14 protein-coding genes are annotated in these 15255 nt (G+C 65.2%); 9 read left to right on the top strand and 5 right to left on the bottom strand.

Translation table 11 applies throughout. The features are described from left to right. Positions 1-91: 91 nt before the first annotated feature. The 3 genes from ABZ942_RS19340 to ABZ942_RS19350 are packed head-to-tail and all read left to right on the top strand — an operon-like array spanning position 92 to position 4137. Positions 92-3286 carry a trypsin-like peptidase domain-containing protein gene (locus ABZ942_RS19340; RefSeq protein WP_357383751.1) on the top strand — a complete coding sequence of 1065 codons (3195 nt, stop codon included), beginning with the start codon at positions 92-94 and terminating at the stop codon, positions 3284-3286. Positions 3287-3328: 42 nt separating this feature from the next. After that, on the top strand, positions 3329-3652 hold the full coding sequence (locus ABZ942_RS19345; protein WP_357383753.1) for a CU044_2847 family protein: 324 nt from the start codon (positions 3329-3331) through the stop codon (positions 3650-3652). A gap of 44 nt (positions 3653-3696) precedes the next feature. Beyond that, positions 3697-4137: a phenylalanine--tRNA ligase beta subunit-related protein gene (locus ABZ942_RS19350; RefSeq protein WP_357383755.1), complete on the top strand. Its 441-nt coding sequence runs from the start codon at positions 3697-3699 to the stop codon at positions 4135-4137. Here ABZ942_RS19350 and ABZ942_RS19355 read toward each other — a convergent pair. The 5 genes from ABZ942_RS19355 to ABZ942_RS19375 all read right to left on the bottom strand — a co-directional run bounded on the left by ABZ942_RS19355 (position 4080) and on the right by ABZ942_RS19375 (position 9635). Beyond that, entirely contained in the window at positions 4080-5018 is a 939-nt protein-coding gene (locus ABZ942_RS19355; RefSeq protein WP_357383757.1) for a fatty acid desaturase family protein, read from the bottom strand. The genes ABZ942_RS19350 and ABZ942_RS19355 overlap by 58 nt on opposite strands. Before the next feature lie 257 nt (positions 5019-5275). After that, on the bottom strand, positions 5276-5641 hold the full coding sequence (locus ABZ942_RS19360; protein WP_357383759.1) for a hypothetical protein: 366 nt from the start codon (positions 5639-5641) through the stop codon (positions 5276-5278). Between the two features lie 344 nt (positions 5642-5985). Then, entirely contained in the window at positions 5986-6423 is a 438-nt protein-coding gene (locus tag ABZ942_RS19365) for a hypothetical protein (RefSeq protein WP_357383761.1), read from the bottom strand. A 114-nt stretch (positions 6424-6537) separates the two neighbouring features. Next, positions 6538-8547 carry a hypothetical protein gene (locus ABZ942_RS19370; RefSeq protein WP_357383763.1) on the bottom strand — a complete coding sequence of 670 codons (2010 nt, stop codon included), beginning with the start codon at positions 8545-8547 and terminating at the stop codon, positions 6538-6540. A gap of 20 nt (positions 8548-8567) precedes the next feature. Continuing rightward, positions 8568-9635: a hypothetical protein gene (locus tag ABZ942_RS19375; RefSeq protein ID WP_357383765.1), complete on the bottom strand. Its 1068-nt coding sequence runs from the start codon at positions 9633-9635 to the stop codon at positions 8568-8570. Between the two features lie 343 nt (positions 9636-9978). Here ABZ942_RS19375 and ABZ942_RS19380 point away from each other — a divergent pair, with 343 nt between their 5' ends. From ABZ942_RS19380 to ABZ942_RS19405, 6 genes are all read left to right on the top strand, one after another. Further along, the gene (locus tag ABZ942_RS19380) at positions 9979-10434 is read left to right on the top strand and encodes a hypothetical protein (protein WP_357383766.1); all 456 of its coding nucleotides are present in this window, start codon (positions 9979-9981) and stop codon (positions 10432-10434) included. A gap of 437 nt (positions 10435-10871) precedes the next feature. Beyond that, positions 10872-10994 carry a hypothetical protein gene (locus ABZ942_RS19385; RefSeq protein ID WP_357383768.1) on the top strand — a complete coding sequence of 41 codons (123 nt, stop codon included), beginning with the start codon at positions 10872-10874 and terminating at the stop codon, positions 10992-10994. Between the two features lie 31 nt (positions 10995-11025). After that, complete coding sequence (locus ABZ942_RS19390; protein WP_357383770.1) at positions 11026-11148, top strand: hypothetical protein; 123 nt, start codon at positions 11026-11028, stop codon at positions 11146-11148. A gap of 30 nt (positions 11149-11178) precedes the next feature. Then, complete coding sequence (locus tag ABZ942_RS19395) at positions 11179-11313, top strand: hypothetical protein (protein WP_357383772.1); 135 nt, start codon at positions 11179-11181, stop codon at positions 11311-11313. A 2-nt stretch (positions 11314-11315) separates the two neighbouring features. Continuing rightward, on the top strand, positions 11316-12485 hold the full coding sequence (locus tag ABZ942_RS19400; RefSeq protein WP_357384557.1) for a tetratricopeptide repeat protein: 1170 nt from the start codon (positions 11316-11318) through the stop codon (positions 12483-12485). 108 nt (positions 12486-12593) lie between these two features. After that, positions 12594-15221: a lantibiotic dehydratase gene (locus ABZ942_RS19405; RefSeq protein ID WP_357383774.1), complete on the top strand. Its 2628-nt coding sequence runs from the start codon at positions 12594-12596 to the stop codon at positions 15219-15221. The last annotated feature ends 34 nt before the right edge of the window (positions 15222-15255 follow it).

Here is a 15255-nt window from a genome sequence, read left to right on the forward strand (position 1 = left end):
ACGGGATTGAGTTCGATCGGGATGCCCTCGGCATCCGAGCGGCTGTGTCACGATGTGTGGAGGCGGGACGTGCCCGCGGCTGGTGGGGCCGATGGACAGCGAGATTCTCAAACAGGCAATAGTGCGCGTCGAGTGTCGCAGCGGTATTACCTTGGGGACCGGATTTCTGGCCTCACCGCGTGGATACGTGTTGACATGCTGGCATGTGGTCGAGGCTTTCGACCAACTGTTGCGGGTGCGTTTCGACGGTGACGAGCACGTGATACCAGCGCAACTATGCTTCGATCTGTCTGACCCGGACGCGGACGTGGCGGTGCTGCACCTCGAAGAGGCGGTGAATCGCCGGGCGGCAGAATTGGGTTCGGAGTGGCAGGTCGGCGACACCGTCTGGTCGTACGGCTATCAGTATCAGGAGCACTTCTCCTCCGGATATCCGGTGATCGGCCGGGTGACCGGGGACATCCGGCTGCGGGAGCAGCAGCTGATCGTGGTGTGCGACACCGATGTACAGCGGGGGCTCAGCGGAGCGCCGTTGCTCAACACGCGTAGCGGCAAGGTCTTCGCGTTGGTTAACGCCAAATTCGACGACCGCGGGGTAGGGTTCGCCATCCCTATCGTCAGCGCCGCCCAGCGGTGGTCGGAGTTGGAGGCCATTATCACCACCAGCCACGCGCGCTTCCGTGACCACACAGCGCTGCTGTTCCAGTCCATGGGATATCGGGTCGATTCGAGCCGCCGCCCGGACATCGCGCGGCTGCCGTCGTTCTTCGCCGACCTTCGCTTGGGGATCACCCAGATCAGCATTGTCGTGGGCTGTTTCGACCGTGAGCCGAGTAGGTGGGACGAGGACCTCGAGCACGCGGTGCTCTCGTTGAAGTCGGTAGCGGTACAGGAAAAACGGGACAAAGCGTTTCTCGTCGTCCAGGGTGGGCGGGTGCCGGACCCGCGCGCGGGGATCGAAGCAATGGGTGTGGAACTGTTGTCCTTCAACGAGCTCGAAGGCCGCTTGATCGATTGCTCGGATTATCTGCGCGATGTCGTCTACGACTTCGAGAACTTTCATGAGTTCGCCGATGTGCACCGAGTCCCGGTGATCGAGCAATTCAGGTGGTGCGACCTGTACCGCTACTACATCGACATCGGCTGCATCGATCCGGTCTCCGGTAACGAATATGTCAGCGCCCGAGAGGCTTTCACGGAGTTCCTGAATGACGACGAGCAGAGCCTGTTGTCCTTCCTCGGTGACTACGGCACCGGCAAAACCACGTTGTGCCTGCGCCTGACCTATGAGCTGGCCAAGATCTGTCTCATGAATCCGAGGGCGACGAGAATTCCGCTGTTCGTTCCGTTGCGGGATCTGGACCCGCGCGTGGGAGTCCGCGGGTTCGTCCAGGACGTGCTGAACGAATACGGCATCCGCAGCGCGGACGCGACCGCGGTCGACATCATGATGCGCGACGGCCGCTTCGTGCTGTTCGTCGACGGGTTCGACGAAGTCGCCGACCGTCTCGACCGGCGTGGGGTCCTGCAACTGTTCAGCCAGATCAGCCATCTCGCCGCAGGACGGGCGAAGGTGGTGCTGACCTGCCGCACACACTATTTCCGCAGCGAACACCAATCTCTTGCCACGCTGGCCCCCAAGAATATGACGCCGTTGATGCGAGAAATGCATCACCGGCGCGATTTTCGAATCCTGGAGCTGAGCAAGTACGACGAGTCACGGTTACTGGATCTGATGTCGCGGCATTCGGCGAACTATCGCGAGCAATGGCTGCGCATGCAGACGATCTACAATCTTGCCGATCTGGCGAGAACGCCGATCCTGGCCAACATCATGGTCAATTCGCTCGAGGAACTGTTCGCGATGCGCTCACGGGACGAGGTAACCTCGGCGAGCCTTTACGACGTCTACACCAAGTTCTGGCTCGATCGTGACGATGACCGATCCGAGGTGACCACCCACGAGCGTGAGCTGTTCGCCGAGGAGTTGGCCTGGCGCATGTATCGCGAGGATCGACTGTCGATCTCGCACGAGGAGCTGTCCGAGGCGGTGTCGAGCTACTTCTCGGAGGGGCGCCGTCGCAACGGTGAATGGCTTGATCGCGTCGACGTCAACATCCGTGCCTGCTCGTTTCTGGCGCGCGACGCGCATGGCAACTACCGGTTTGCGCACAAGTCGTTCATGGAATTCTTCGTCGCCAAAAAGTTGGCGCGGTATCTATCGCAGTGGCCGCACATGGATTTGTGGCCGCGGGCAGTGCAATTCGAGGTGGGAGTTTTCCTCGGCCAGCTGCTCGGGGCCGACGACCTGCGGCTGATCAAGGCGTACTCGCTGGATCGGACCAACAATACGTTCCTGCGTGGATTGTGCATGGATGTGCAGATGAGCGTGGGCGACACCATTGGGGACGAGCCGATCGTGTTCCAGATCGCTGTCGGCGGCGAACATGTCGCTGCGGCGTGCGCCGACGGCGTTGTGCGGGTGTTCACCGCAGACCTGCAACCGTTCGCCGAACTCGACTCGCACCGCGATTGGGTACGGTGCGTTGCCTATAGCCGCGACGGACATCTGATGGCATCCGGTGGCTGGGATGGGCGCGTTCTGGTGCGCTCCGTGCCGTCCTATCGCGTTGTACTGGAACTGGATACGGGCGAGCGGGTCAACGCGGTCCGATTCGCCGGTGACGACGATGCGCTCCTGTGCGGCGGATACGGACGTGACATCGCGATATACACCCTGCCAGGAGGAGTCCATCGCGAGAACCTCACCGGCCACACCGACAGCATCCACGCCATCGACATCGACCCCGTCAGCGGCATGGTGGTCAGCGCGGGAACCGATCGCACTGTGCGGATTTGGCACTCGGTCGGTGGCGACCGTCTCGAGGCCCAGGAAGAACCGATCCGCGGCATGGCGGTATCGCCCGACGGCCGGCAGATCGCAACCGGATCCTGGACCGGCGAGCTGATCGTCTGGAACACGGCCGAACTGCGGCCGGAATGGCGGTCGACACAACACACCGACATGATCAACGACGTCGCGTACGCACCTGATGGTGCGCACCTGGTCAGCTGCTCCGACGACAAGACCGTCAAGGTGTGGTCCAGTGGTGTCGGGGAATTGCTGGCAACGCTGCCGCACGAGGACTTCGTGATGGGCGCCTGTTATTGCGCGGACGGCCGCTTGTTGTACTCCGGGGGATACGAGGGGGTGGTGCGGGCCTGGAACACCCGGAGTTGGACCGTCGAGCATTCCATCGCGCTACGACCGGTCACAGCACCGTAGCGATGTGCGCACTTGTCCAATCCGTGGAAGGACCGGATACCTATGTCCGAACTCATCAGATACGCACTGGAAGACGGTAGTCACGTACTCATTGCGGCCCAGACGGCCGAGGGTGTCAACCTGACCTCCCGGGCCGGGAAGACGGTTGACGCCGTGGCGACGTCACTGGCCGCAGCGTTGTCGAGCGTGCGTCAGGCAGCGGCGGAGACCGTGCGCGGATTTCGCGATGCCGTCGATGGCCCGGAGAATATCGAGATCGAGTTCGGCGTGACGTTGAGCGCCGAGGCGGGTGCCATTATCGCGCGGACCGGCATGGAGGGGCACCTGAAGGTCACGCTGACCTGGCAGGCACCTGCGCACGACTGATCATCTACGCGGCCGAGGCGTTGCTGCGGCGCGCGCTCGGCGGAGTGCCCAGGGGCGACCGGATCACCGATATCTACAACTCGGTATCGCTGGACTTTCTCATCCCGATCGGTGGCGAGAATGTGGCCGGCTTCCACGGCTCGCCTCGGCTGTCTGTCGCGGCGGGCACCGAGCCGTTCGAGACCATCGCGAACGGCGAATCGGTGACGGAGTATCCCGAACCGGGCGAGGTCGTCTGGCGCGATACGCGCGGTGTCACCTGCCGCCGATGGAACTGGCGTCAGTGTCGCAGAACCCAACTGAGCGGATCGGCCACCTGCGTCTTGTTCACTCTCGACGCGCTCAGCTGCATGACAGACGAGACCGTCGATGCCGCGCATCGGGCATTGGTGGACAGGTTGACCGAAAACGCACCCGCCGACAACGTCTACATGCGAATGTTGTCAGCTTCGGAATCGATCGCACCGCCGGCCCACACGTCATAGAGCACCGACCGTCCCCGTGCCGTGGATAGGAAGAAGCCTCCACACCGCTGATGCTCTCGGTATCGGGACCATTGCCGCAGGCATACTCGGTGCAGACTTTTCAGCCGATAATGTGGAACGGTCGGAAACCAATGGTGCAGTAGATGGTAAGAGTCGTCGGAATGCGGGCCGATCAACGTTCGGGTGAGCCGTCCCCCAAACCAGTTGCGGCTACCCCACTTTCGGCCCCTCGCGCGCAACCCCGCGTGCTCACCGAGTTCGGCCCAATAGGTGAAACTCTGAAACGTCGTGATCCACGGCACCGCCCAGAACGCGATCAGCGGAATCGGAAGTTGTCGCGTCGCCAGTGTCACCGCGGCGGCTACTGCCGCAGCGCCCAGCAGCCGGATCGCCAGCCCACTGCCGCGGCCGAGGCCATGCCATAGCCGGACCGGGGACCATACGGTGAACAGGCCGTACGCGATGTGGATCAGTGCGAACCGGCGGAACGACATCTGGTCGGACGTCTGATATTCGGCACCGGTCCGGCGGAAGAAGTCGAAGTCCGGATCGTCGCGCTCGGACCACAGCCGCGCGTGATGGCGACGATGCCGAGTCAGATAGGTCTGATAATCAACGAGTATCGGCCACGCGCACAGCGCCGCTCCCACAGCGTCATTGATCGACCGGCTCCGGAACAACTTGCGATGCGCCGCTTCGTGCATCAGATTCGCTAATGCGCGCATCCGGCTGCCGATGATCACCACCGCAAGCAACCACAGTGACCAACTGTTGAAGTACTCGGGGATGGCGATGGCGAGCGCGATGATCCCCCAATCGAGACCGATGTAGAAGGCGTTGCGCCAGTTGTCGCTACGTCCACTGTGCTGCAGCGCTGCCACGACCGCAATCGGAACGGCGTCACCGTCTTCGGGGCGTGCCCCCACCCGCCGCTGCATTGCTTCGAATCCAACCCGCTCAGTACTGCCCCACATGCCCTAGGACGCAGAGGCTCAACCACCAGGATACCGGCCACACCGCCTACGTCTCCTGCGACCAGGAACCGTTTGTCGCCGTTACCCAGCGAGCACCACATTCAGCGCAGCAGGGCGGCCACATCGTCGAACCGCGCCGAAACGCGGTGCCGGAACGGGGGAGCCTATGACGGCACGATGCATGCGGAGCCGGTGTTGATCCCGGTGCCGACCTGGATGTCCAGCGCAGCGGTATCCATCGCAGGCCCGCCCGTGAAGGTTTGATAGGCCATGATCCGGTGCCTGCCCGGCTGGGTCGGGGTCCAGCGCACGGTCGTGGTGCCCGCGGTGGGATGGCTGTAGCGGTCCGGGGCGAAGGTCGACTCTGGTCCGAAATCGTAGAACGCCACCGGATTCGGGTTGGTGACCGTCGCGGTCAGCGTGTAGGTGCAGTTCGTCCCGTATGGAGTAGCCGGGCCCCAGCTCATACCGGGCGCGGCCGCCAAGCTGGTAACCCTGGCTGCGGCACTCGGTGCGGTCGTGACGCTCACCATCGCTACGGTCGCGAAAATACCCAGTGCGCAACCCAGTTGGACCGATCCCCGCCGTAGCGTCGATCGACTCGAACCGGGGGAGTAAAGGGACCCGGTGCGTGCTCTGGACTTCAACATCGTGGCTACCACGGACACGGATCTACTGTGCCGTTGCGCGCTGCGCTGTGCAAAGGGGCGAAAGTCATTCGGCCGGTGTCGAACGACCCTGGAACGGGGTAATGGCTATGTCCCTTGGCGTCTCGGTTCCGGCGTTCCGATCAGTCGGACGATGTCCGGTTCTGCCGCCAGGCCCGCATCGCGGGAGGCCGCACACGGCGGGCGCTGGACGGCAGAACCGTGGGTCACGGAACGCTGATCTCGGTATCTGCCACGGGAATGTGCGGCCGATCCGTTGTGAGTGAAAGAGATACCCGGCCCGGGCCGGTGGGCAATTCGAACTGCTGCGAGCGGGATTCGAAGGATCCGTTACCGGTGACCACACTCGTGAAGGCGCCGTTCGCGCCGCTGTCGAGATTTCGCCAGTTCACCGACACCGCGACCGTGCACGGTTGGCCGAGTGTGGGAGTCCACAGATCGAAGGCGATCTGGCCGCCGAGGACCCCGCCCGCACCGTGGTTCCACACATAACTGTTGACTCCGCCGAGACAGATGCTGCCCATGGTCGTCATGGTGGCGAAGCTCGCGGATGCCGCGGTCGCCGGACCGGCCGTGCCGATACCGAGCGCGGTGACCGCGGCGAGCACCGCCGTACCGCCGATTGCTGTCCTCCGAATGTGCATTCCCTGCCTTCCTGTACGAGGTTGGATCCAACCACACCAGCATCCCCGCATAGGTATGCCGGGGACATCGCTGCCCCACCTCGATCGTCGGGATTCGCAGGCGCGAACGTCCCCTCATTCCGGGTTCGCACCGGGTGCTCGAGTCGCCCCCGGTATCTCCAGAGCACCGGCGAACAACGGGATTCCGGCGTACAGATCCCGGACCGGGCCGGCTGCCACGATCGCGACGGCAACGGTGATCGGCAAGCCTGCGACCACCAGATCCGCCGTGGTGACCGATACACCGCCTGCCAGCGCCTGCCCGATCATTCGAACGGCGGTGCCGATGACTGCGACGCCGCACCAGCAGAGTACGACTTCGCGCGACGGCCGCGGATCGACACCGGGTTGCCGCCGCACCCGAATCGCTTGCGCCCCTGTGAATGCCGCCGCACCGGCGAGCACCGCTGCGACCGCGACGACCACGGCGGCGACAACCTCGGTCAATCCGAACGCGAACAGGAGCACCGTCGCGAAACCGTCGACCACCGTCCAGATCCCGACGATAATCAGCGTATTGCGTCCCGCCACGAGCCAGGTGTAGCCGGCGTGCGTGCCGTCCTCCGAATCGAACGGCGCACCACCCGCCACGAACGCGGCGGCTGCCGCGACACACCACGCCGTGAGCGCGAAATACCAACCGCTGCCGAATCGTTCGACCCCGCCATGCGCTGAATGCGAGACCAGGAGTCCCGCGGCGAGTGCCGTCGAACCGTAGGCCGCGACAGTGAGCCGCCATGCCCCGAAGTCCACCCGCAGCCCCGCACCGGCAAGGGTGGCCACGGTGACCGCGAGCATCGACGTCAGCGCGAACGCCACAGCCTGCACCGTCCGCTGCGAGATGTCTTGCGCCCCAGTGTCGACCGCGAGAGCGGCGAGCGCCAGCAGGCCGGAGCACAAGCTCAACCCGGCCGCAACCCATATCGCAGGTCGCAGCACAACCAACCACGGTCGCGTCGAACCACTCCCCGGGATGGCGGCTCGCGGTTGCAGAGCGAGAATCGCCGCCGCCGCCCCCCACCACACGGCCGGTCCGACGCCGGGATTCTGCGGCGCGGAAGCATCGAGGAAGTATCCGGCGGCGATCAGATCGGTGATCGAAAGCAGCACGAGCAGAACCAGATACGGTGTGACAGCGAGTATTCGAAGGGTACGTATCGGTGCGATGCCGCCGACGACACCGAGCGCGCCGATCTTGGACAGATACGGCAATGCCACCGCACCGATCGCGAGGGCGGTCGAGAGCACGATCAGCGCGAGCAGGTAGGCCGGGCCGTCACCGGCGGACAGCGCGACGTCGCGGTTCCATCGGAGAAACAGTGCGCCGATGAACAGTGTCAGTGCGGCGCCGTCGCGCACGCGATCGGCAAGGGGGATGTCGCTGAGCAAGGTTGTCAAAGGCGTGATTGCCGGGGCTTTGCGCAGGTCGACCCGTGGGGCCGGGTGTGGCGCGATGGGCGGCGGGACCGGTGGGTAACGGAAGGCGGGTGCCCGCGGCGGCGATACGACGGCGTACGGACCGGTAGCCGGATATGCCGGTCGATAAGGCCCGGCCAGGCACCATGTGCGCGTCGACCGCGCGGCCGCGAGCAACAGGGTCAGTACCGGAAACGCCAGCAGGACAAGGGCAAGCCCGCCGGTGATCAGCGCCGCGTTGCGGAATGCCGAGTCGAGTTCGCTCGCATCCGTGCCCTGGGTCAAATCGTCGAGCGAGGTGCGCAACGAGCTGCTCGTCGATTGCGCGGCGATCCAGCCGATGATGTTCCCGGCAATGACGACGAGGCAACCCCAGATGATCATGGTGCGACCGGCCATTTTGTGTCGCAGCAGTTGGACCGCGCCACCGAGGAGCAGCAAAGCGGTGACAGCGTTGCTGATCTCACCGCCGACGACCAGCTGCCGCCACCACTGCGGGCCGAAAAAACTCGACATCTGCAGCGCGTTGTCCATGCCGACCTGTGCGGCCGCGGCCAGGAACGCGACGAGACCGAGCAGTGCGACGAGACCGCCGAGCAGTGCCAGGATCGCCGCCGTGATCGCGGTTGCGCCACTGGGCGGCGGTCCGGCGGGTGCGGATGTGTGCACAGTATTCCTCCACTGCCCTGCTATCGGCGGTATTTGGTGGTGCCGGACGAATCGCGGGTATCGCTGACCAGCTTGGCGAAGCATTCGTCCACGGCGATCCCGTGGCCGTCACACCAGCCATTCGCGGCGTCGGGACCGGCAAAGGTGACACCGGCGATCGTCACCCACCAACCCGCGAGGTCGAAGGTGCGCCACTCGTCGCTCCACACCAGCCGCACTTCGGGATACATCAGCCGTAATCGCAAATGCTGGTTCAGAATTTCGGTGGCGTTCCACTGCACTATCCGTCCGTCCACATCGGGCGCGACGAGCCCAGGACGTTTCGAGGAGAGCTGCGCGACCCACCGATCGGCGAGACCTGATGCGACGAACGGTCGATCGGCCTCGGCCTGAGCGCGCAGGGCGTCCAGACTCGCGGCTTCGGTATCGGTACGCGACGGGGGCGCGGCAGCGGTGGCGGCGAGCGGGCTGCTCACAGTCGACGTGGCGGGTATCTCGGCGCTGTCGGGAGCGTGACCTCGGCTCTGTTCCTCACATTCGACCAATTGGTCACCGGATGCGATCACCGTGGCGGTGACACCCGAAGCGCCCGATGACGTGCCGAGCGAATTCGGTAACCGCCAGAAGCTGCCGACCGGATACTCGAATTCCCGCGTTATCGTGATACCGCCGACCGAGGTGTCGGTGCGCGGCAAATACATCGGCGCATCGGCGAAGTCGAAATATCCGGAGGCCACCGTCTGTCCGTTGGTGGTCACGGTGATGCGCATCCGGTCCGAAGAGACGATATCGCCGCCGGGGCAGGTCGCCTTGATCTCCATCTTGACGATGAGTCCGCCACTGTCGGTGCGGTATTCGACCGGCCGGATAGTGGGGACCCTCCCGCATTTGGTCACCAGCCTGCTCGGGGCGGCGCTGAACTCCGACTGCTGTGGCGTCTGAGCAGTTCCCGGAGCGTGCGCGGGTCCACCGGTGGTATGCGGACTCAAGAAGACGACCACCACACTGCTGGTCAGCATGAGCGCCGACGCGACCAGGAAAACCAGCATCGCTCTGGAAAGGCGCGCGACCGGTGGCGGAGGTGGCATCGGGAAATCCCGTCGAACCTCCCCGATATCGCCGCGAATCATCCGACCCACCCATCGTATCCGTCATTTCCGGTGCCCCGTGCACGGAAGAAAGAGGGGCACAAGGTATACCGAAGTGTAGGAGCGGTCGGCTATCGCCCGGTATCCGTTGTTCGCCCGACACCGAACGGTTTTCGACCGTAGATCTACCAGGCGGGCTCGGTGGGCGTCGTGGTGTCGGGCGAACGACGGACACCACGCCGAATTCAGGGCGCGTACCGTCGAATCCGATTGCAGCCCAACAATGATCGAGCTGCGACGATCTCGAATAATCCATTTCTCCGATCGGATGAAAATGCAGCAAATGAGGGCGTATGCCGGATCGATTGTCCTGGGAGTCGCCACGTCGGCGATGGTGCTGTTCGGGGCCGGAACTGCCGCGGCGGTGGTGCCACTGGTCGCGACACCCGGTACCAACACGCTGACGTTCACCTTCCAGGACAACGACATCGACGCCACCACCTGCTCGGCGCACGCCTCCGGGCCGGTGTACTTCGACACCGTCACGCTGCGCGTGCCACCACACGCCTCGGCAACTGTCACCTACACCGACGTCCCCGCCGGTTTCTATCACGTGACCTGGGGTTGCCAAGCGTTCTCCCAAGGCGACCTCACGGTCACCGTCGGCGGCGCCCCGCTCGCGGGCGCGAAACCGCATCAGGGGTCCGCCAATCCCGCACCGGCCAATCCCGCCCCTGCGCAACCGAATCCCTCGGCTCCCTCGCCCCAGCGGCCACCGAGCGGTTCATTCGGATTCTGACCGACGCCCAGGCGCCACGGGTGGGGCCGAACGACTCGGTCGGGCATACCGTAGGACCCTATGGCCGGCGGCACGAGGCGGAAAGACTGAGCTCTGGGCACACGTTCCGAAGTGACGGAATGAATCTCGCCATCGATCCGGAAACCCATGACCGACATTCATGGACCGGGTCAGGTGTGAATCGCTTTTGCAGAGATCGTTGAGTCCTGACAATTGGTTCGATCCGCGCAACCGGCGGAATCGGGCGACACCTAGTCGCGCGGTTCTCGACCGGCAGGCCGAGTCGGAAGACCGTCCGAGAGGAGACACGTCATTGGGAACACCAATCGGCTGCTGAGGCCGGCGGCGAGAGCCAATCCTCGAACGAATCGCAGTCGATCACTGCGAGCTGCTGCGAAGTAGGTAGTAGCGCAATTCAATCCGAGAGGACATATGTCATGAGGAATATCAATCGGCTGCTGGTGTTAGCGGCTGGAATCGGCGGGTTGTTGGCCGTGCTGATCGTTCCGGCTACCGCCGTGATCTCGGTCAACCATTGCGAGCCGTTGCGAACCCTGTAGCGGCGCAAGTCAATCCGAGAGGAAGTATGTCATGCGAAGTATCAATCGGCTGTTGGTGTTGGCAGCGGGAGTCAGCGGGTTGTTGGCCGCGCTGATCGGTCCGGCCGCCGCCGGAATCTCGGTCAACCATTGCGAGCCGTTGCGAACCTTATAGCGGGGCAAGCAATCTGAGAGGAAACACGTCATGAGTAGTGTCATTCGGCTCCTGATGTCGACGGTGGGAGTCAGTGGGCTGTTGACCACACTGTTCAGCCCCACCGTCGCCGACATCGTCGACCGAATTGCGGCCAATCACTGTGAGCCGGTACGGGTCCGGTAGTGATGTCGATTCGGTATCGGTGGCGGGCGGGGTGTATCCGGCGACGGTTGCAGCTCGCCCGCTACTGGCAGTCGAAAGGTGATCTCGACGAGGCGGTCGGGCACGGTCGCCGCGCACTGCGGCTGGCCAGGGCCGCCTCGTCGGGGCCCACGCTGCTGGATGCCGAGGCGGCGCTGACGGTGGCCGGGATCGAGCTGGACCGCGCCGAATACCCGGCCGCGACAGCGCATCTGGCCGACGCCGCGCGATGGCTCGAACAGATACCGGAGACCGCAGAGCGGGACCGGCTGCTTGCCCGGGTCCTGGTGGCGCTGGCCGATTGCCATCGCCGCACTGGCGACTACTGGCAGGCCGAGCATGCCCTCGGCCGGGCGCGGCCGTTGGCCGAGGCCGCCGGCGGTGCGTTGCCGGCCGCTGTGCTCACTCAGCTCGGCATCACCGCCAAGGAGCTGGGCGCCTTCGACCGAGCGGCACAGCAGTACGCCCGGCTCCGGCAGCTCTATGACGAAACAGGCGCCACCCCAGCCGAATTCGCCGCCCTGAGCCACAATCTGGCCGGACTCGCCCACGCCCGTGGTGACTACCTGGACGCCGAAACCCATGCCCGCCGCGCGGTCGACACCCGCCGCAGTGGATCACATACCAACCCGGTGGATCTCGCTCAAGACCTCGCCGTCCTCGCCGCCGCTCTGGCCGGCCAGGACCGCCACGAAGAGGCCCGCACCCTGCTGCACGAGGCCCTGGCCATTTGCCGGGCCGCCCGCCCACCGCGCCAGTACGAGATCGCCGTCCAGCTCCACAACCTCGCGGCCATCGAACAGACACTCGGCGACACCGACACCGCCGAGCGCCACTACCGGCAAGCCCTGACCATCAAGGAACGCCTACTCGGGAGTGAGCACCCCGAAATCGCGCTGCTCACCAACAATCTCGCCACCCTCCTACACCAGCAAGAACGTCACGCCGAAGCCGTCGCATACCAGCACCGCGCCCTGTCCATCGCGACCCGCACCTTCGCACCCGAGCACCCCGTCGTCGTCGCCATCCGCCGCAACCTCGCCGGCACCGATGCCGACCACCTACTCCAGCAAACCTCACCATCCGACGTGACTGAAACATCAACGGCGCTCGGGCAGCCCGCGCGCGCAGTAGGTGACCAGCTCTGCCCATGAGATTTGGGTAATCGCGGGCCTGGTTCGGCTTCGCCGCCGCGGGGCAAGCTGATGTAGTGCGCCGCCGTCGTGATCGCGGTTCCCCGCGCATATTCCGACCACGGTGGCATGGGAGGTCGCGGGTTGGTTACCCGGATTCAGGTGTTCCCCGAGGCGGTGCTGCGTTGTGCGGCGCTGCCCGCCGAGACGCTGTTGCCTTTTGCCGCCGCGGAATTGGTGCGCGCCGCTCGGGAGGTGGCCGCCGCGCAGCGTGCGATCGAGGCGAATCGCGCGAATCTGGTCGAGTTGTTGCACCGCGCGGTACCGCGCGCCGCCGACACCTCGACCAGAAGAGTGCTGCTGCACATCAAACGCCGCGTGCATGGCACCGTGGACACGCTCGATCGCCTCGGCGAACTACCGAATGTGGCGGACGGCTCGGGTATCGATACCGACCTGAAAGACGCTCTGGCCCAAGAGCAGCGAGCGCGGGAACGGTTGCGCGAACTGCGGGCCTGTTTCGTCGGCGAGTATGCGGCGGCAACACACGACCAGCGCCGAATACTGCGGATCGCCGCCTCCACACCGCATTTCCGCAAGGCGCTGCTGTTGGCGAATCCGGAGCTGTCAGCGCTATGGGAGGGGGAACTGCAAACGTTCGCCCGAGCGGGCCAGCAGCTTCCCGACGCCGTGCGCGTCCCGACCCGGTTGGCGCGCCTCGAATTCGCCATCTTTCGTCATCTCGTTCGCGCGGCTACCCGGCCCACACCGCACGGGTTGTGGGCGGGCGTCGTGCCGGTCACCCGCGCCGAGCGATCCGACCGCGCCGACGATCGGATATCGCCGCTCACCCTGCGCCGAGCGACGCCGCGCTACTGGGTCACCGTTGACCTCTCCGTCTTTCAGGCGGTGCTGAACGCCATGAGCCGAACGCCGCGGTATCGCTGGCGAACCAGGGTGCGGTTGGCACCGGGCGTGCACCGGGACGCCGACGGCTGGCATAGCTGGAATGCCGATCGACTCGATGCGGGATGGGTTGCGCTGCCAACGGATTCGGCGACGACGGCGGTGCTCGACGCGTACGCGGACAGAGCTGCGAGGCCTATTCTGCCGGTGTTGGCTCGACTCGTCGATCGGTCCCCATCCGAGCGCGACGGCGTGGCGTCGGAGTCCTTGTTCGTCGCTGCCGCCGAGCGGCTTTTCGATTGCGGCGCATTGCATCCCGATCTGGCTCTACGCCCAGGTGCCGATGTGTGGAGTGTGTTGGATGAGGTCAGTGGCAGACTGCTGGCCGAGGACCGCGTGCAGTGGGTGGAGACGATCACCCGGCTACGTGGATCCTGTGAACATCTCGCGGCGCGTATGGCGGTCGCCGAGTTGGACGAATTTCGCGCTCAGCTGACGACGATCGATCAGCAGACGCGTGCCTTCGCCCAGCGGGCCGGAGTGCGCCTGACGTCCGCACGATGGCCGATTCGGGTCGACTTCCGTCCCGGCTTCACCGCCACCTGGGCGACGCCCTTCATCGCCACGGCGCGCACGGCGATCGCCGAGACCCTCGGCTACTACGCGGCCGACGGCGGACCGGAACTGCTTCGCACACAAACGATGACCCTCGTCCTCGGGCGGCAGGACGCCGGTGCCGCGCCACGTTCGGTCGGCGATGTCGTCCGGGACTGTCGCACAGCGTATCTGGCGATGTCGGGGCATGATGTCACGCGTTATCCGATAGCGGCGGGGGCGCTCGCGACCTTACGTCAGCATCGGCACGACAGTGCACGGCTGTGGCGGGAACGCCTGCGGCCGTTGCCCGATGCGGGTTCCAGCTACACCCTGCCCGCCGCGCTGCTGTCGCCCGAACCGTTACCGGGCCCCGGCGGTGTGGTGGTGTTGTCCACGACCGATACCGGATCGCTGCGGGTGGAATGGGGACGACCGCAGCCGATGGCCCTTGCCTCGCGTTTCGGTCCACTGCTCGCCGAATCCGTTCTGGGCGCGGCGATTCGGGAGTGGTATGACACCTGGCCGGCGCATGCCAGGCCGCTCGAAGTGGCCGGTTTCGATTCCGCCGCCCCGAACACTGCGGTGCGCCCCGAGTTGACCGGCCGAGGCGGCGCACCGCCCGAGACGCCGAATCGATTGCTGAACATGATCATTGGATGCGACGGGCACCAATCGCGGCCCTTGCTGCGGGACGGCGAAGGCGGTGGTTTCGTCCCGGTCTACAACTCTGCTGCGGCCATCGCAGGCACCGACCCGGTTGGTTTCGTGCTGCACCGTCTGGCGCTGGGGCACGGTTGGGAATTCCTGTGCCGTCGCCTGCTGTCCGAGGCGATCGGGCCGGGGTATTCGCCGCGGATCCAGCTCCCCTCGGCGGCGGTGCTGTCGCCGGCGCGCTGGTACCTCGACGCGGAGGTGGTGGCGGAGCTGCTGTCGATGGACGACGCCGACCGCTATCTCGCATGGCGCGCCCGCGCCGAGGATATCGATCTTCCCGAATACGCCTGGGCGGTCATCGAATCCGATCCGGAAGCGCCGCCGCTGTTCCTCGACACCGCCAGCCCGCTGGCGTGCTCGGCGCTGTGGCACAGCATCGGCGGCCGCCCTCGGACGCTCGAATTCATCGAAGTGCACGGACAACCCGGCGACTGGCTCGCGTGCGCGGACAGCGGTGAACGCTACGCGAGCGAGCTCGCGGTGACCTGGCACGACGAGGACTACTGGCGGGTGGTGACCCACGATGACGGCATCGGATAGCACGACGCGATGGTCGGAGATGCGTCTCGCGATC

This window comes from Nocardia sp. NPDC046473, from assembly GCF_040645995.1.
Taxonomy (GTDB): domain Bacteria; phylum Actinomycetota; class Actinomycetes; order Mycobacteriales; family Mycobacteriaceae; genus Nocardia.

Coding starts and splice junctions, on each gene's coding strand:
- ABZ942_RS19380 (WP_357383766.1), top strand. CDS start 9,979: ATGAGGGCGTATGCCGGATCGATTGTCCTGGGAGTCGCCACGTCGGCG.
- ABZ942_RS19340 (WP_357383751.1), top strand. CDS start 92: ATGGACAGCGAGATTCTCAAACAGGCAATAGTGCGCGTCGAGTGTCGC.
- ABZ942_RS19365 (WP_357383761.1), bottom strand. CDS start 6,423: ATGCACATTCGGAGGACAGCAATCGGCGGTACGGCGGTGCTCGCCGCG.
- ABZ942_RS19400 (WP_357384557.1), top strand. CDS start 11,316: ATGTCGATTCGGTATCGGTGGCGGGCGGGGTGTATCCGGCGACGGTTG.
- ABZ942_RS19375 (WP_357383765.1), bottom strand. CDS start 9,635: ATGCCACCTCCGCCACCGGTCGCGCGCCTTTCCAGAGCGATGCTGGTT.
- ABZ942_RS19345 (WP_357383753.1), top strand. CDS start 3,329: ATGTCCGAACTCATCAGATACGCACTGGAAGACGGTAGTCACGTACTC.
- ABZ942_RS19385 (WP_357383768.1), top strand. CDS start 10,872: ATGAGGAATATCAATCGGCTGCTGGTGTTAGCGGCTGGAATCGGCGGG.
- ABZ942_RS19395 (WP_357383772.1), top strand. CDS start 11,179: ATGAGTAGTGTCATTCGGCTCCTGATGTCGACGGTGGGAGTCAGTGGG.
- ABZ942_RS19390 (WP_357383770.1), top strand. CDS start 11,026: ATGCGAAGTATCAATCGGCTGTTGGTGTTGGCAGCGGGAGTCAGCGGG.
- ABZ942_RS19405 (WP_357383774.1), top strand. CDS start 12,594: ATGGGAGGTCGCGGGTTGGTTACCCGGATTCAGGTGTTCCCCGAGGCG.